The organism is Streptomyces sp. NPDC058619 (assembly GCF_042717785.1).
Lineage (GTDB): Bacteria > Actinomycetota > Actinomycetes > Streptomycetales > Streptomycetaceae > Streptomyces.
In genome coordinates this window covers 1-15,612 of record NZ_JBHXQN010000028.1, presented here as the reverse complement: position 1 = coordinate 15,612, position 15,612 = coordinate 1, and the positions used below count along the sequence as shown (strand labels likewise).

Sequence of the window (15,612 nt, the reverse complement as noted above, 5' to 3'; positions counted from 1 at the left end):
CCATGTCGTTCCCCGTGGCACCCGGCCTGCGCCACCGGCGCAGGCGCGCCGCGCAGCCGCCCGGACCTCCGGCGTCCGGATCCCGCTCCGGCGGCGAGTCCGGACCCAGCCCGCACCGCTCCGCCTTCCGCCCCGACATCGAGGGGCTGCGCGCCGTCGCGGTCCTGGCGGTCCTCGCCTTCCACGCCGGAGTTCCCGGCACGGCGGGCGGCTTCGTCGGCGTGGACGTGTTCTTCGTCATCTCCGGCTACCTCATCACCGGGCTGCTGGTCCGCGAGGCGGTCACCACCGGCCGGATCCGCCTCGGGGACTTCTTCTCCCGGCGCGCCCGCCGGCTGCTGCCCTCCGCCGCCGTGGTGCTCGGCGTCGTGGCGATGGCCGGTGCCTGGCTGACCGTACCGCTGCGCCGCGCCGACCTGGAGTACGACGTCGTCGCGTCCGCGCTGTCCGTGGCGAACTGGCGGTTCGTCACGCAGCAGACCGACTACCTCGCCGCCGGCCACGGCCAGAGCCCGCTGCTGCACTTCTGGTCCCTCGCCGTCGAGGAGCAGTTCTACCTGTTCTGGGCCCCGCTGCTGGCGGTGATCGTGCTCTGCGCGGCCCGGGCGGTCCGCCGCGGGCGGGCCGTGCGCTCCGCCGTGGCGCTCGTCGCGGCGCCCCTGGTCCTCGGCTCGTTCGCCCTGTCCCTGCACTGGACGGGATCCTCCGTGTCGCTCGCGTACCTCGGAACGCCGTCGCGCGTCTGGCAGTTCGGGGTCGGCGCGCTCCTCGCACTGCTGCCCTGGCACCTGATGCGCGGCCCGCGTCCGCTGCGGCTGCTCTGCGGCTGGGCCGGCGCCGCGGCGATCGGCTGGTGCGTCGTGTCGTACGACGCCTCCACCCCGTACCCCGGCCGCGCGGCGCTCGTGCCGACCCTGGCCACCGCCGCCGTCATCCTCGCCGCGATACCCGGCCGCGGCGAGCGCAACGTCCAGGGCGCGTACGGCGTCGGGCGGCTCCTGGCGGGCCGGGCGCCCCGCGCGGTCGGACGGCTCTCCTACAACCTCTACCTGTGGCACTGGCCGGTGCTCGTCCTGGCCGAGGCCCGGTTCGGGGCGCTCGGCTGGCCCGCCAAGACCGCGCTGACCCTCGCGGCGGTCCTGCCCGCCCTGGCCACCATGCGCTGGGTCGAACAGCCGCTGCGGCGCAGCCGTACGGTCTCCGAACTCCCCCGGCGCGGCCTGTCGGTGGGCGTCTCGGCCATCGTGCTGCCGGTCGTACTGGCGCTGGTCGTGGGCAGCACGACGCTGCACCTGCTGGGCCCGGCCACCCCGGGCGACACGAAGGGCCTGCCCCCGGGCGCCGCCTCCGGCCCCTCCCTGCTGATGCGGACCGCCGGGGCGCCGCCGGCCGGCGGCCCCGTGGTCCCGAGTCCCCTGCAGGCGCGCAAGGACTTCCCGCCGGACGCGCCGTGCGAGGTCGCCCCGGCCGTGACCAGCAGCCCCGACTGCCTGTTCGGCGCGGTGGACAGCCCCGACCGGATCGTGCTGCTCGGCGACTCGCACGCGGGCCAGTGGTTCTCCCCGATGCTGGCGCTGGCCGCCGAGCGGGGCTGGGCGCTGCAGGAGCTGGTGAAGCAGGGCTGCCCGCTGCCCCGGCTGGAGGTGCACAGCCCCCAGCTCGGACGGGTGTACCGGGAGTGCGACACCTGGCGGGCGGACGCCTTGGAGCGGCTGCGGAAGCAGCCGAAGCCCCGGCTCATCGTGATCGCCTCGCTCAACCGGTACACCGCCGACGCGCAGCTCCTGGCCGAGGGCTGGGAGAGGACCCTGGAGCCGCTGCGGGCCCTGGGGGTACCGATCGTCTACATCGAGGACACCCCGGTACCGGGTACGGACGTCCCGGCGTGCGTGTCCGGCAGCCCGGAGTCCCCCGGCGCCTGCGCGTTCAGCCGCGCGGGCTCCCGGCAGCCCGATCCGCTGGCCCTGCGCATCGCGTCCGGCGCGCTGCCCGGCGTACGGAGCATCAGCGTGAACCCGGTGCTGTGCCCGGGCGACGGACCGACCTGCCCGGCCGTGGTGGACCGGATCCTGCTCTACCGGGACGACGCCCACCTGACCAACGTGGCGGCCGTCGTCCTGACGCCCCGGCTGGAGCGGCTGCTCACCGAGTCCGGCGCCCTCCCGGCGCGGACCCCGGCCGGCACGCCCCCGCCCGGCACGTCCGGGACGCCCGCCGCGGACGGGTGGACCCGGCTGCTGCGCGACGACTTCGACGGCCCGGCGGGCAGCGCCCCGTCCGCCGCCGACTGGATCCACGACGTGGGCACCTGCTACCCGGGCTGCCCCGCACCCCAGTGGGGCACGGGCGAGATCGAGACCATGACCGACTCCACGGACAACGTCCGGCTCGACGGGAAGGGCGCACTGGAGATCGTCCCCACCCGGCAGGACGGCGCGTGGAGTTCGGGGCGCATCGAGACGAAGCGCTCGGACTTCGCCGCCCCGCCCGGCGGGACCCTGCGCATCGAGGCCTCGATCGCGCTGCCCGACGTCACCGGGGCCGCGGCCGCGGGCTACTGGCCGGCGTTCTGGACCCTGGGGGCGCCGCTGCGCGACGGGTACACCGGCTGGCCGGGTGTCGGGGAGCTCGACGTCATGGAGTCGGTGAACGGGCGGGACACCGTCTTCGGCTCGATGCACTGCGGCGTACCGAGCGGCGGCCCGTGCGCGGAGCCCGTGGGCCTGACGTCCGGTCCGCAGCCGTGCCCGGGCTGCCGTACCGCGTTCCACTCGTACGCCGTGGAGGTCGACCGCACGCCCGGCGCGGAGGAAGTGCGCTGGTACCTGGACGGCCGCGTGTACCACCGGGTGGCCGCCGACCGGATGGACAGCGGGACCTGGAAGCGGGCGGTGGACCACGGGGTGTTCCTGATCCTCAACGTGGCCATCGGCGGCAAGCTCCCGGAGGCCGACGGTGCGACCGCGGGCCCCGCGACCGAACCGGGCCGTCCGATGCGGGTCGACCACGTCACCGTCTCGATCCGGGCGGGTGCCGGCTAGGACGCGCCCGTTACGGGCGGAAACACCGAGGGGACAGCCGGCCCGACTGGTCGACTGTCCCCTCGGTACTGCCTAGGTGTCAGCCACGGCCGATGAAGTGACCGTACTCCGCGTGGTCCCGCTCGGCCGCGCCAGAACACGTCGAGGTCCAGACGGGACCGAACCTCGCCGGAACGGCGGCCGCCGACGAGCAGGTGAACGCGAAGCTCGAGTGCCCGCCGGAGAAGGCCTCGCCCTCGACTCCCTCGTTGGCCAGCGAGGCGCCGGCGCCCCCGAGCAGGATGCCTGCGGCCAGGACGGAGGCGGTGAGGGCAGAGCGCATGCGCATGACTACTCCAATGGATCTTTGGAAAACGCGCCGGGAAGGACGCGTCGGCCGGTTCAACGTTACGTAACGTCACGAGAAACGGCCCGCCACTCCAATGGCGGATCAAAGGGCACAGATGGGTTCATCGCCCCGCACGCGCAGCTCCCGCACCCCTGTCCAGCCGACGTCCACGTCGTACACCTGCCGCGACGTGCACGTATGCTCCCAGGGGTTGCGGCGCCCAACCGATACGGGCCCCGGGCCCGACCCCTCCGGCCAGGACGGCAAGGCCCCGGTCCGGTAACGCTGCGTGGTCCAGGACGAGCCGGGGCAAGGGACAGGGCGCTGGGGCCTCTCCCGTGCAGGACGGCGCGCGCGCCGGGCCGTGCGAGCAGCCGCCCGGTGACCACCGCGCTGAAGGCAGGTTCCCGAGCGGGCCGCGCCGGATCACCTGAACTCCCCCGAACGCGCCGCGGAGTCCCAGGCCGCGGTCCGGGCGCTGGGAGAGGGATGGCCCTGCTCTCACCGGAACAGCGCGTGTGCTGGGTGCTGCGGAGATCGAGACGATGCCGTACGAGACGATCGCGGAGATGGTGGGAATCAGCCAGGAAGCCGTACGGGCCAGAGTCTTTCGCGCTCGGCGCTGTCTGACGGAGGCGATGGGCGCATGGCGATGAACGAACCCGACCACGGTCCGGGCGCCGAGGACGACGGCTTCCTGCCCTGCGGCAGGGACCTCGCGGCGCTGTGGGACCAGCAGCAACGCGACCCGCAGGGCGCCGCCGACCCGCACACGGCCGGCTGCCCCCACTGCACCCCCGCCCTGGCGGACCTCGCACTGCTGCGGGACCGTGCGCCGCGACGGCGAGGAGGCCGGGGCCGACTGGCGTGCGGACACGTCCCGGATCGCCTCCGGTGTCATGGACGTCGTACGCCTCGAACTGCGGCCCGGCCGCGGCGCGGGCGATCCCGGTACACGTGGTCGTGATGGGATCGTCTGAGCCGCGCCTCCCGCGGTTCAGGACGGTGGCGGCCCGGACGCCGAAGGCCACGGCCACCTGGTGGGGGGTCAGGTCCCACAGTTCACGGAGCCTGCGTCGTTCGTCCGGCGGGGGAAGGGCGTTCTGGGCGGTCTCCCCGGCCGACAGCCGGGACATCGTGCGCGAAGTCGTCATGACCGTATGACAATCCGTCCGTATCCGCGTTACGGGCACGGGACGGAGTTCACCCGTATGCAGGATAGGGCGGCCTCTCCCGCTGCGCGTGACCCCGTTTCGACACCGGGGCGACGGGGGCCACGGGGGCGACGGACGGTTCGGGGCCGTCCGTCGCCGCACGGGCGGGTGCTCTCCGACTGGTTCGAGCGGCCGCCGTTCCCCGACCGTATCCGCGCCCGCACCACCGCGACGCCGAACCCTCATGTGGGTGACGGCCCCGACACCCGGCACCCCGCCCGCCCACCCGCCCCGAAGGCCGCCCGGTGGTCCGGCTCAGACGGCCGCGGCCGGCTCCGGCCGGCGGGTCGCGCTGGTGCGCCGGCCGAAGACGCAGCTCAGTCTCAGCCGGGCACTGGGCGAACCGGTCGAGCCGGCCCTGCGGGCGTCCGCCGCGGCCCACAGACGCGCGAACGCATCGCGGCCGAGACCGAGCTGCTCACGCGGCTGCGCCGGATCGATGCGGCGGATCCCGCCGGCTGGGAGGACGTCCTCCGGGTCGTCTCGCTCCTCCAGGCGCCGGGCTCGAAGAGCGCCGACGCCCGCCAGCGCGCGGCCCTCTCGTCGGTCGACGCGGTGCAGGTACCGACCGAGGCCCTGGTCGAGGCGGCCCTGAGCGAGGCGGAGCCGAACGTCGCCGGAGCCCTTCGCTGGGCGCTGGCGCGATCGGGCGACGGCGTTCCTCCCCTCCTGACGGAGGACCTGGGCTCTCCGGCGGCCGCGGTGCGGGAACGCGCCGTGCGGACCCTCGCCGAACTGCCCGGCGACGAGGCCGCCGCGCAGCTCCGTGTCGGCCCTCGCCCACCCCGACGCCAGGGTCCGCGGGTACACGGCCCTGTCGCTCGGGACGCGCGGGACGGCCGACGCGGTCCCGACCCTCATCGACATGATCGCGACGGGACGCAACGACGTCGACGCGGCCGACGCGCTGGGCGTACTGGCGAGCGACACCGCGATGGCCGGCCGGATCGCGGGCGGGCTCGTCGACCGCCTCGCCCACGACACCGGCGGAGCGCCCGCCCGCGGCCGGCTGACGCAGGCGCTGGCCGACGTCCCGGGGCCGGAGGCGTCCCGGGCCCTCGTGGAGCTGTCGCACGACGAGGACCGGGCCGTTGCGCTGACCGCGACGTACCTGCTCCGGCTGCGCGCCGAACGGTGACGCACCAGCCGACCTGCGCGGGCAGGAGGCCCGAGGGGCGTACCGGCCCGCTCGCCCCGGCCGTCACGCTCGTCGCAGCCGCCACAGGGGTGGGGCCTGTCGCGGGGGTGTGGTCGCGCGAAGCGCGTCGAACAGGGTCCGGGCCTGCGGCGTCGTCAGGCCGAGCTCCTCGGTGATCCTGCGGGAGGTGACGTACGCGAGGCCGTCGGCGAGCAACTGGCGCTCCCAGGCCGCGAACCGGGCCAGGACGGCCTCGGCGGTCTCGGCGTCCCCGGCACAGGCACCGTACGAGCCCGGCGGGCGTGTCGTCCCGGGACCTGTCCCCGCCCGGTGGCGTTCCCGCTCGATCTCCGAGAAGCCGCACACCGCGCGGGAGGCCGCCTCGGCCTCGTCCAGGCTGGTGGAGCCGGCCAGGGCGCGGGCGAGGGGATTGAGCGCTAGGGCGCGGTCCAGGGTGAGGCGGTGGACCCGGCACGCCGAGTCGTCCAGGAGGACGGGGCGGGGGGCGTCCCGGGTCCCGCAGACTCCGCGTACCCCGCGGGCGGCCGCGACGAGCAGGGCGCTCGCCTCGGACGGATGCCAGTCGAAGACGGGCATCACCCCGTCGGTGTGCGGGGCGGTGAGGACGAAGGCGGGCTCGCCGAGCCTGGGCAGCAGCTCGGTCGGGGGGACCTCGTTGTCGAGGCCGGGACCGGCGACGTACACGGTGGTGGGGAGGCCCGTCGCCGCGCAGGCCGCGAGGGCGAGGGCGTCGCCGAGCGGGCTGCGGAGGGTGGGTTCGTCACCCCTCGCCACGATGTCGCCGCCGACGTCCACGAGGTCGATCCGCACGGCCCGGCACCAGCGGGCGGCCGCGCCGATCTGCCGGGCCAGGCCGCGGGCGCCGTCGTACGGGTCGAGCAGCCCGAGCCGGGGGCCCAGCCCGGTCGCCAGACGCGGGAGCAGCGAGCCCGCCGGGGCGATCGGCCGGGTCTGCGGTGTGACCAGCGCGAGTCCCGGGGCGGCCGGTTCGGTGCCGGTGAAGTCGGCGGCCCGGCGCGGCCCCGGGACGGGGTCGACGACCAGGCGCTCCCAGGCGTAGGTCAGGACCAGCGCGGGGGTCCGCGCTCCGTGCAGAGCCGTGTGGAGCACGGCTGCCGTGATGGCGTCACCGCCACCCCCCGCCGCGACGAGAAGTCGTGTCATGCCCGACACGGAACCCCAACTGCCACCGCGCCGCCACCTCGACGGCGGCATCGCGAAAAGTGCATGTGAACGTCCATGCCGCCAAACCCGATTTATGCGGTTCACACTACTGAAGCGGACGACGACACCACCCTAGGGTGACGCAGTGTCACATACGGCGATCACGATCACTTCCGAAAGTGAGTCACGTCCCCCTATGACAACCACCGTTCCGCTTCCCGTGCCCACGGTTCCCCGCCGTCTCCCCGCCACCGAGCCGCAGACCCCGTACGAGCAGTACGTGTACGCCTACCCGCACCAGAAGGCCTACCGGCTCCTGGAGGACGGACCGCTGCTGCGCGACCTGTGGTCCACGGAGCGGCTCGACGCCCTCTCCCTCTACGTGCACGTCCCCTTCTGCGAGATGAGGTGCGGGTTCTGCAACCTCTTCACCCGGACCGGGGCGCCAGAGGACGTCACACGGGACTTCCTCGGCACGCTGGAGCGCCAAGCCCAGGTGACGAGACAGGCGTTGGAGGCGCAGGGCGAGCCGATACGGTTCCCGCTCGCGGCGTTCGGCGGGGGCACCCCCACCTACCTGACGGCGGCGGAGCTGTCGCGGCTGTGCGACATCTGCGAGAACGTCATGGGCGCGGACCTCCAGGCCTCGTCGTGGTCGGTGGAGACCTCGCCGGCCACGGCGACCGCCGACCGGATCGGCGTACTGGCCGAGCGCGGCGCGACGCGGCTGAGCATCGGCGTACAGAGCTTCATCGACGAGGAGGCCCGGGCGGCCGTCCGCCCGCAGAAGCGCGATGAGGTCGAGGCCTCGCTCGCCCGGCTGAAGGCGGCCGGGTTCCCGATCCTCAACATCGACCTCATCTACGGCATCGAGGGCCAGACCGAGCGGACGTTCAAGGTCTCCCTGGACGCCGCGCTCACCTGGGAGCCGGAGGAGGTCTACCTGTACCCCCTGTACGTGCGCCCGCTGACCGGACTCAGCGGCCGCCACGCCACGGCGCTCCAGGACTGGAACGAGCAGCGGCTGCGGCTGTACCGCTACGGGCGCGACCACCTGCTGTCCGCGGGGTACGAGCAGACCTCCATGCGGGTCTTCCGGCGCGCCGGCACCGCCGCCGTGGAGGACACCGACGGCAGCAGCATCAGCGAGTACAACCAGCAGGCCGGCATGGTCGGACTCGGCGTGGGGGCCCGGTCGTTCACCACCGACCTGCACTACACCACGGACTACGCGGTCGCGGTGCCCGAGGTCCGCCGCATCATCGACGACTACATCGCGACCCCGACCGCGCAGTTCGAGCGCGCGCAGTGGGCCTTCCGGATGGACGGCGGCGAGCGGCGCCGGATGTACGTGCTGCAGCACCTGCTGGAGACGACCGGTCTGCGGGCGGCCGACTACGAGCGGCGGTTCGCCACGCGCTTCGAGGACGACTTCGCCCGCCAGCTGGCGAGCCTGCTCGGGAAGAACTGGCTCCGGGAGCGGGGCGGGACGCTGGCGCTGACCCCGGAGGGGATGGCCTGGGCCGACGCGGTGGGCCCGATGTTCTTCTCGTCCCGGGTGCGCGAGACCATGTCCTCCTACCGGGACCGCTGACCCGGTCGCACCGTCCGGCCCGGCGCCCGCCGTCCCGTCATCCCGGCGCGGGCGCCGGAGCCGGTTCCGCCCCGGCCCGTCCCCGCGGCCCGTACGGCAGGGACACGAGGACCAGCCCGCCCAGCAGCAGCGCCCCGCCGGCCGCAGCGAGCGGACCGGGCCGCTCGCCCAGCAGCGCGACGCCTAGCAGGGCGGCGACCAGCGGCTCGGTCAGGCTCAGCGTGCCGGTGGTGGCGGCGCTGAGCCGTCCGACACCGCGCGTGAACAGCAGGTAGCCGAGCGCGGTCGTACCGAGTCCGAGCCAGGCGATCAGTGCGAGCGTGCGCGGGTCGGCCGGTCCCCCGGGGGCTGCAAGCAGGAAGGGCGAGACCAGCAGCCCCGCGCACAGCACGCTCACCGACGCTGCCGTGGCGAGGTCCGCGCCCCGCGCGCCGAGCTCCTTGACCGCCGTGATGTAGACGCCGAAGCCCGCCCCGGCCACCACCGCGCACAGCACGCCCGGCACGTCCGCGCGCGCCCCGCTGCCGGGCAGCAGCAGGAACCCGATGCCGGCGACGGCACAGACCGTCCCCCACAGCCAGCGTCGGGTCATCCGCTCGCCGGAGAACAGCCGGGCGCACACCCCGCTGACGACGGGTACGGTCCCGAAGGCCGCCGCGGTCGCCAGCGCGGCCCCGCACCGCTCGACGGCCTCCAGGAAGCAGACCTGGAAGGCCGCCGTGACCAGGACGGACAGCCCCACCCAGCGGCGTACCCCGGGCCGCACCAGCGTCCGCAGGCCCGCCGGCCGGACCATCAGCGCGCTCAGCACCAGCCCGCCCAGCAGCATCCGGGCGGCGCCGAGCGCCGCCGGAGGCATCCCGGTGTCGGCCCAGATCTGCGCCGGCCCCACGGTTCCCCACAGGACCGCCGCCACCAGCACGGATGCCACAGCGCCCACGATGCCCCCCTCCACGGATTCCGGAACGTGGCGAACGTATCCGGGGTCGGCTCCGCAGACCCACTGGGTGAAACCATGAGATTCCCGGCCCTCAAGGCGACCGGTCCGTGGGTTCGCACCAATCAGCCGGCGGCGCGGAGGGGAGCGGCGCGGGCGGCCGTCCTCCAGCAGGGCCCTGTCAGCCGGCCGGGGGCGTCGTGAGCCGTGCGCACTGCGTGACCACCGCCGCGAGGCTCCCCTCGGTACGCAGCAGCTCGCGCTGGACGCGCGCGCCGTTGCCCCGCTCCAGGAGAGCGGCGATGCCCTCCCGGACGCGTTCGTCGTCGCCGTGGTCGGCCAGGGCCTCGCGCACGTGGGCGTACAGCGCCTCGACGGCCTCCGCGGCCGAGGTCTCCCGCATGGTCCGCGGATGCAGGAGCGGTCCGTCCAGGCCGGAGCGGCCGGCCCGCCACGAGGCCAGGCGCAGCAGGCTCGTGCTGATCCCGGCCGGCGGCTGCCCGTCGCGCCAGGCGCGGGAGGCGGTCTCGACCAGGCCGCGCACCAGGGCCGCCAGCAGGACCGGGGTCGACGCGTCCAGGCAGACGTCCGCGACCCGCACCTCCACCGTCGGGTAGGCGGCGGACAGCCGGGCGTCGAACCAGATCATGCCCTCGTCGCGCAGCACGCCGGTGCCGACCATGGCGCGGACCTGCTCGTGGTAGCGGTCGGCGGACCCGAAGACGTCGGTGGGTCCGGCCGACGGCAGCCGGTTCCAGACCCGGCTGCGGTAGCTGCCGTAGCCGCTGTCCTCGCCCTGCCAGAACGGCGAGTTCGCGCTCATCGCGGTCAGTACGGGCAACCAGGGGCGGATCCGGTCCAGGACGGCGACGCCCTCCTCGTCCGACTCCACCGACACGTGGACGTGGCAGCCGCACGTCAGCTGCTCCTGCGCGGTCAGGCCGAACTGCTCGCCCACCCACTCGTACCGCCTGCCGGGGCTCATGGACGGCCGGACGGGCAGTGGGGAGGTGCCGAGGGCGGCGACCAGCGCCCCGGAGGCCGCGGCGTGCCGGGCGGCCTCCGCCCGCCATCCGGTGATCTCCTCCAGGAGCTCGCCCATCTCCGTCACCGGTTTGGTGGCGAACTCGACCTGCTCCTCGTGCAGCTCCTTCTCGAAGGTGTGGCCAGGTTCCTCGCCACTGCCCGGCAGGTGCCCGGCGGATCGGTCCGCGGCGGCCAGCACGTCCCCCGACAGGGCCAGCGGCTCGCCACTGCGGGCGTCCACCAGCAGCAGTTCTTCTTCCACGCCCACGCTTCGCACATCGCCCCAATCGGTTTCACGTCTCGTGCAGTACCGCCCCTGCCCCTCGCACGGTCACTCATGCGGGAACGGGGTGGTGCGGCACGCGCCGGGAGCTACCGGCGGGCCGGCTCCGGTCGGCCCGGGGCGGCCGCAGGCAGGTGCTGCGGCGTGTACCGGGCGCCCGGCAGGACGAACGCCTGTTTGGCCGCGCAGGTCCAGATGACCGGCTGGACCCGGCCCTGGGCGTCCTGCACGGCCCCGCCGACCCGGTCGTCGTCGGTGACGGCGAACGCCACGGTGTAGCGGGACGGGGCGAGGCCGGGCAGGACGCGCATCGGACCGCTGCCGGTCCGATCCAGTAGACGGGCACCTGGCCGGACATGCCGACGGCCAGCCGGGACGGCCCGGGCGCGATGTCGCTGACCTGGGTCCGGCGCACCCAGGGGCTCGGGCGCGGGTCTTCCGTGGCGGGCAGCTTCTCCAGCACCTGGAGGGACGGGCTTGCAGCCCCCGGCTGACCCCCCGCGGCCGCCTGGGCCGGAGCGGCCACCGCCAGCGCGGCAAGGAGGCTCCCCGCCACCGCTCAGCCCGTGTGCGTTTTCCTCGCGCCCATGAGATCCCCCCGGATGCGTTCGCTGAGTTCGCAGAGTTCACGTGAGGGCCGGATCGACCGGTTACATCCTTGCCGTACCGGACAGGGATGAACAGACACGGTCCGGACAGCGGGCGGCCGGGATCCGCTCAGAGGCCGAACTGTGCGCGGCGTGCCTCGGGCACCAGGTCCGCGTACTCCGGGTGCTTGCCGATCCACCCCCGGATGAAGGGGCAGTGGGGCAGCACGGCCAGCGAGCGCGCCCGGGCGTCGTCGAGGGCGCCGCGGGCGAGGAGCCCGCCCAGGCCCCGGCCGGCGAACCGCGGATCGGTTTCGGTGTGGACGAAGGCGATCTCGCCTTCCGAGAGGAGGTAGTCGGCGAAGCCGGCCGTCTCGGTGCCGTCCTCGCCGGCGAGGATCTCGTACCGGGACTTCTCCGGGCGGTCCACCGCGTGGGGTTCCATGTTTGCTGCTCCTGTGCCGTGATCGAGGGGGCGTGCGGTGGATCGTGCCAGTGGCCGGTCCGCCGGCGGCCGCGTCACTGCCGGTCCCCGCCCTCGGCGGTGCGGGCGGCCAGGGCCCGGTGCGGAGGGACCGGCCGGGGTTGCCGGGGTTCCGGCGGGTCGGCCGACGGCGAACTCCTTGCGCAGCACCGGACCACTTTTTCGCCGAGCAGGTCGAGTTGCTCCAGGACGGTCTTGAGCGGCAGTCCGGCGCGGTTCGTCAGGAACAGCTGCCGCTGTCCGTAACTCGCGCACGGCGTCCCCGGACCGTGTACCGGTAGCTGACCGAGAACGCCCGATCAGAGGGCGGCAGCGGTCGGCGCGCCGATCCCGGACGCGTCCCTCGATCAGCGTGCCGTCCACGGAACACGGCAGGCGTGGGGCGCCGTTCCCTCGGGGCACAGGGCCCGGACGACCGCTTTGCGGATCGCCCGCCACGTCCGCAGGGAGCACACCACCTGGACGCGCAGCTCGATCGGTTGCCGCTCCCCGCTGCTCTGCGCAGGGTGTTCCACCGCCCACTGCTCCGCCAGGAAGTCGTACACGTCAGCGGTCGTCAGCCCGCTCCCGGGGAAGGCGTGAGCGACGGTCTCAGCGGCGGCCCGGGCGGCCCGGGAGCCCACCGCGTCCGCGACGAGCCCCCTGACCCAGGTCAGGCCTTGCTCGTCAGTGTACAAGCCGAACCTCAGGTCGCGCGTCCTCATGATGCGGAGCCTAGCCAGCCTCGGCGGTCGCCCCAAGCCGATTTCCCCGGGCCCGGCCTGGGGCCGCCGTCGGAGTCCGTCAGAGTTCGGCGCGGGTCGCGGACTGGGCGGCGCGCACGGCGACGTTCGCCGCTTCCTGTACGAGCGGCGCGGTCGCGCGGCCGCCGTCGGTCAGTGTCCACCCGCACGCTGCTGCCCAGGCCAGGGCGGCCGCGGCCGCCTTCGCGCGCTCGGTGCGCCGGGCCAGGAAGGTGCCGAAGAGGAGGGCGTCCCCCGCGTCGACCGCGACCCGGCACAGTACGGCCGTACGCAGCGCGGCACCCGCGGGGACCGTCACCATCGCGGCGCCGATGACCGCGTCCCGGACGCCCAGCGCCCGGATCAGCAGCGCGGAGGAGCCGTGCTCGGGGAGCCCGCAGGGGCGGGCCAGTATGCGGGGGCTGCAGGCGACCGCCACGCCGTATCCGAGGGTGGCGACGCCCATCGCCCTGGCCGCTGCGGTACGCATTGCGATCACTCCGTTCCGTGGGCCCGGCCCACCCCGGCGGGGGCTCGCTGCCGGGGCGCGCCTACCCCCGCCGTCGGCCTCGAATCCCCGTGTCGGGACGGGGGCGGGCCTACGGTGGCCGGCGCCGCGCACGCGCCGTCAGCGGTCTTGCTCGCCGCTGTCCGGGCGGGCCTGCTCCTCACGGCCGATGCCCGGACGCTGCCGCTTGGCCGAGTGGCCCCCGGCATCGGCGTCGTCCTCGCTGGACGGAGACCGTCCTACGACGGCCTCGTCCGCCTCCTTGCGGGCCTCGTGGTCGCCGCTTTCACCCACGGCTTCGGACGGTGTGGTCCGCGGGGGGCGGGGCTTGTTCTGGTCTGTCATGTCGGCCTCCTTCGGTGGTGCTGTCGTCCAGCGACTACCCCGCCGAATCGCCCTCAGACGCAACGCCCATCAGTCGGGGAAGGCATTCGCCCTGATGTGCGCCATGGGCGCGCTGGAGATCCGGTACCGGGAGCCGGGCTCCAGGTCGGCGGGCCGGAGGCGGACCGCCAGGGGCCCGGCCCATTCGTAGTGGTGCTTCTCGCCGTGCCGTACGAGGGCATCGGTGAGCTGCAGCCCGATCTTCCGGGCGTGCCGGGCGATCTTCCGGTACACGTCCGGGGGCAGGTCGATCTCGTAGGCGTTGGGCGCGACGACGCGGCAGCGGCTGCACACCACGGCCTGCTCGTCGCACTCGCGCTGCAGCGCCTCCACCAGCTCGACCGGCTCGCGGTGACGGATCCGGTCCAGGAGCGCGTTCTGCCAGCGCTCGACGGCGTCCTCCCAGCGATTCAAGGCATTCATGGTGCGCGTCTGCCCGCCGTACGCCGCCTTAGCCCCTTCCTGGTCGGGTACGGAGGCCCGGTCCGCGGGCGCCCGCGGACCGGCAACTCCCGCTGGGCGCCGACGCCGTGCCTGCCGTCATCCGGACGCGGGCGTGCGGCCGGCGGCGGACCGCGCGGTGACCTGGGCCGACCGGGCTCCGGGGCGGATGCGGCGGGCAGCCGCGCGCAGGCGCAGCGCCGTCTGGTGGCGCCAGAGGGACGCGACCGTGAGGGACAGCAGGCCGCCGAACACGGCCAGGAGCATCAGGGACACCCACATCCGGCGGCTTCCGGGATGCTGCCCGCCCTCCCAGGCGGCGCCGGCCGCCCACAGGACGATTCCCGCGGCGTACACGGTGCGGATGCGGCGCAGCTGCCTGACGGCGCGCGGGGCAAGGGGGGCGGGCCTCAGCGATTCCATGGCGAGCAACTACCCAGAACCCGGGCAGACTACCGGCCGGAACCCCTCGAAACGTCGGCCCGTCCGCCTCAGAGCATGATGAGCAGACGCGTCTTCGCCTTGAGCTTGCGGTTCACCGAGCGGCTCTGCACGTAGACCTCCAGCTTGGGGTTGCTCCCCGCCTTCACCGAGACGGTCCCCTGGATGCCGGTGCCGAACAGGAGGCTGCGTGCCGCGTCACCCGTGTAGGCGCGGTCGGTGTCCTTCTCCACCACGATGACCTCCTTGTCCGGCTGTACCTGGACCCGCGTACCCAACTGGTAGTAGCAGGATCCGCGTTGGTAGGTCACGTCCGGGTGGGCGTCGACGAAGGACCGGATCGCGACGTCCGTGGCGACCTCCAGGAGCCGGAACCTGTCGGCCGGGACGGGTTCGAGGTTCGCCCGCACGTCGTCGATCGATATGTCCTGGCCCACCGCGAACAGGTTCTTCGTGCCGCGCACGCCCTTCTCCCGGCCGCGGAGGAAGCTGGTCGCGGCGGCGCGCACCGTACCGATCGCCTCCTTCACACCCTCCTGGGAGTCCGCGTCCCAGACGGCGATGTTCCCGGCCGGGAAGCCGTAGTTCTGGGCGGTTCGCTTCGCCAGGGAGTTGGGCACGAGGATCGCGGACGTCCAGTGGCCCGGGAGCGCGCCCATCCTCGCCGAGATCTTGTCGAGCCAGGGGCCGAGGACGGCCATGTCGCCGTCGTGGCGCCTGTCCCCGCCGGAGGCGTTCTCCTCGCCGTCCGTCACCACGATCTGGAGGAAACTGTGCTCCCCGTACTCCTCCCAGATGTGGTCCAGGTCGTCGAGGGACTTCAGAGAGGCTTCGATCAGGGCCGTGGCCCCGTTGTTGACCTTGTACAGGCCCCGCATGGACGGCAGGTGCTTCACGTCCATGTCCCAGACCAGGTTTTCCACCCTGTGGTCGAAGGAATAGAGGCTGATCCGGGTCTCGTGACCGAGCTTGTCCGACTCTGCCTTCAGGCCCGCCACGAACTCGTCCACGACGCGGATGAGTTGGCTCTCGCGCGGACGCATGGAACCCGAACTGTCCACTACCAGCGCGACGTGATTGACCTTGTGCTGGATTCTTTTCGCAGCCATGTTCCTGCCCCTTCTCCACAGCTCCCCGAGTGATGTATTCACACTAGCCTCGATCTTTCGTGACGGGTCGTCGGATTTTCCGGCGGCCCGTTTTGGGGTTGTCGGGCGGGTGATGGGCAGGTTGGTGGCCCGGCTGTCGCGTCGGGTGGGCGCCGGGTTCCACGGCTCCGGTCAGGGGTTCTGCTCGTCG

General features: G+C 73.9%; 14 protein-coding genes and 3 pseudogenes. 4 read left to right on the top strand and 13 right to left on the bottom strand.

Annotated elements, in window-relative coordinates; all coding sequences use genetic code 11:
- The first annotated feature begins 2 nt into the window (after positions 1-2).
- Complete coding sequence (locus tag ACFWTC_RS24785) at positions 3-3,041, top strand: acyltransferase family protein (RefSeq protein WP_384074559.1); 3,039 nt, start codon at positions 3-5, stop codon at positions 3,039-3,041.
- A gap of 79 nt (positions 3,042-3,120) precedes the next feature.
- On the opposite strand, the gene ACFWTC_RS24780 is transcribed toward ACFWTC_RS24785, so the two are convergent.
- Positions 3,121-3,369, bottom strand: coding sequence for a hypothetical protein (locus tag ACFWTC_RS24780; protein WP_383932354.1), 249 nt, complete (start codon positions 3,367-3,369; stop codon positions 3,121-3,123).
- Positions 3,370-3,772: 403 nt separating this feature from the next.
- Between ACFWTC_RS24780 and ACFWTC_RS24775 the strand changes: the two are divergent.
- Positions 3,773-4,025, top strand: a pseudogene (locus ACFWTC_RS24775) (sigma factor-like helix-turn-helix DNA-binding protein); the annotation flags it as partial.
- A gap of 939 nt (positions 4,026-4,964) precedes the next feature.
- A pseudogene (locus tag ACFWTC_RS24770) lies at positions 4,965-5,721 on the top strand (HEAT repeat domain-containing protein); the annotation flags it as partial.
- Positions 5,722-5,784: 63 nt separating this feature from the next.
- Here ACFWTC_RS24770 and ACFWTC_RS24765 read toward each other — a convergent pair.
- Entirely contained in the window at positions 5,785-6,906 is a 1,122-nt protein-coding gene (locus ACFWTC_RS24765; RefSeq protein ID WP_383932358.1) for a DUF1152 domain-containing protein, read from the bottom strand.
- Between the two features lie 196 nt (positions 6,907-7,102).
- Between ACFWTC_RS24765 and ACFWTC_RS24760 the strand changes: the two genes are divergently transcribed.
- On the top strand, positions 7,103-8,500 hold the full coding sequence (locus tag ACFWTC_RS24760) for an STM4012 family radical SAM protein (protein ID WP_384074556.1): 1,398 nt from the start codon (positions 7,103-7,105) through the stop codon (positions 8,498-8,500).
- A gap of 37 nt (positions 8,501-8,537) precedes the next feature.
- Here the strand turns inward: ACFWTC_RS24760 and ACFWTC_RS24755 are convergent, their stop codons facing one another.
- The 11 genes and pseudogenes from ACFWTC_RS24755 to ACFWTC_RS24705 form a co-directional block, all read right to left on the bottom strand.
- Positions 8,538-9,440 carry a DMT family transporter gene (locus ACFWTC_RS24755; protein ID WP_383932361.1) on the bottom strand — a complete coding sequence of 301 codons (903 nt, stop codon included), beginning with the start codon at positions 9,438-9,440 and terminating at the stop codon, positions 8,538-8,540.
- A gap of 178 nt (positions 9,441-9,618) precedes the next feature.
- Positions 9,619-10,740, bottom strand: coding sequence for a glutamate--cysteine ligase (locus ACFWTC_RS24750; protein ID WP_383932363.1), 1,122 nt, complete (start codon positions 10,738-10,740; stop codon positions 9,619-9,621).
- Between the two features lie 95 nt (positions 10,741-10,835).
- Positions 10,836-11,057, bottom strand: a complete 222-nt coding sequence (locus ACFWTC_RS24745) for a hypothetical protein (RefSeq protein WP_383932365.1) — start codon at positions 11,055-11,057, stop codon at positions 10,836-10,838.
- 406 nt (positions 11,058-11,463) lie between these two features.
- A complete protein-coding gene (locus ACFWTC_RS24740; RefSeq protein ID WP_383932379.1) occupies positions 11,464-11,778 on the bottom strand; it encodes a GNAT family N-acetyltransferase in 315 nt (104 codons plus the stop codon).
- A 123-nt stretch (positions 11,779-11,901) separates the two neighbouring features.
- Positions 11,902-12,056, bottom strand: a pseudogene (locus ACFWTC_RS24735) (5,10-methylene tetrahydromethanopterin reductase); the annotation flags it as partial.
- Positions 12,057-12,164: 108 nt separating this feature from the next.
- Entirely contained in the window at positions 12,165-12,521 is a 357-nt protein-coding gene (locus ACFWTC_RS24730) for a hypothetical protein (RefSeq protein WP_384074553.1), read from the bottom strand.
- 79 nt (positions 12,522-12,600) lie between these two features.
- On the bottom strand, positions 12,601-13,029 hold the full coding sequence (locus ACFWTC_RS24725; RefSeq protein WP_383932369.1) for a hypothetical protein: 429 nt from the start codon (positions 13,027-13,029) through the stop codon (positions 12,601-12,603).
- A gap of 138 nt (positions 13,030-13,167) precedes the next feature.
- Positions 13,168-13,392 (bottom strand): hypothetical protein, encoded by a 225-nt coding sequence (locus ACFWTC_RS24720; protein WP_383932371.1) that lies wholly within the window; start codon positions 13,390-13,392, stop codon positions 13,168-13,170.
- A gap of 69 nt (positions 13,393-13,461) precedes the next feature.
- Positions 13,462-13,854, bottom strand: coding sequence for a DUF3662 domain-containing protein (locus ACFWTC_RS24715; protein WP_383932373.1), 393 nt, complete (start codon positions 13,852-13,854; stop codon positions 13,462-13,464).
- A gap of 117 nt (positions 13,855-13,971) precedes the next feature.
- Entirely contained in the window at positions 13,972-14,295 is a 324-nt protein-coding gene (locus ACFWTC_RS24710; protein WP_383932374.1) for a hypothetical protein, read from the bottom strand.
- 68 nt (positions 14,296-14,363) lie between these two features.
- The gene (locus ACFWTC_RS24705; RefSeq protein WP_384074551.1) at positions 14,364-15,422 is read right to left on the bottom strand and encodes a VWA domain-containing protein; all 1,059 of its coding nucleotides are present in this window, start codon (positions 15,420-15,422) and stop codon (positions 14,364-14,366) included.
- Positions 15,423-15,612 lie beyond the last annotated feature (190 nt).

What these genes read in the sequence shown, in the direction of transcription:
- ACFWTC_RS24725 (WP_383932369.1), bottom strand. Translation starts at nt 13,029, where the DNA reads ATGCGTACCGCAGCGGCCAGGGCGATGGGCGTCGCCACCCTCGGATAC.
- ACFWTC_RS24710 (WP_383932374.1), bottom strand. Translation starts at nt 14,295, where the DNA reads ATGGAATCGCTGAGGCCCGCCCCCCTTGCCCCGCGCGCCGTCAGGCAG.
- ACFWTC_RS24705 (WP_384074551.1), bottom strand. Translation starts at nt 15,422, where the DNA reads ATGGCTGCGAAAAGAATCCAGCACAAGGTCAATCACGTCGCGCTGGTA.
- ACFWTC_RS24745 (WP_383932365.1), bottom strand. Translation starts at nt 11,057, where the DNA reads ATGCGCGTCCTGCCCGGCCTCGCCCCGTCCCGCTACACCGTGGCGTTC.
- ACFWTC_RS24785 (WP_384074559.1), top strand. Translation starts at nt 3, where the DNA reads ATGTCGTTCCCCGTGGCACCCGGCCTGCGCCACCGGCGCAGGCGCGCC.
- ACFWTC_RS24740 (WP_383932379.1), bottom strand. Translation starts at nt 11,778, where the DNA reads ATGGAACCCCACGCGGTGGACCGCCCGGAGAAGTCCCGGTACGAGATC.
- ACFWTC_RS24715 (WP_383932373.1), bottom strand. Translation starts at nt 13,854, where the DNA reads ATGAATGCCTTGAATCGCTGGGAGGACGCCGTCGAGCGCTGGCAGAAC.
- ACFWTC_RS24760 (WP_384074556.1), top strand. Translation starts at nt 7,103, where the DNA reads ATGACAACCACCGTTCCGCTTCCCGTGCCCACGGTTCCCCGCCGTCTC.
- ACFWTC_RS24720 (WP_383932371.1), bottom strand. Translation starts at nt 13,392, where the DNA reads ATGACAGACCAGAACAAGCCCCGCCCCCCGCGGACCACACCGTCCGAA.
- ACFWTC_RS24730 (WP_384074553.1), bottom strand. Translation starts at nt 12,521, where the DNA reads ATGAGGACGCGCGACCTGAGGTTCGGCTTGTACACTGACGAGCAAGGC.
- ACFWTC_RS24765 (WP_383932358.1), bottom strand. Translation starts at nt 6,906, where the DNA reads ATGACACGACTTCTCGTCGCGGCGGGGGGTGGCGGTGACGCCATCACG.
- ACFWTC_RS24780 (WP_383932354.1), bottom strand. Translation starts at nt 3,369, where the DNA reads ATGCGCATGCGCTCTGCCCTCACCGCCTCCGTCCTGGCCGCAGGCATC.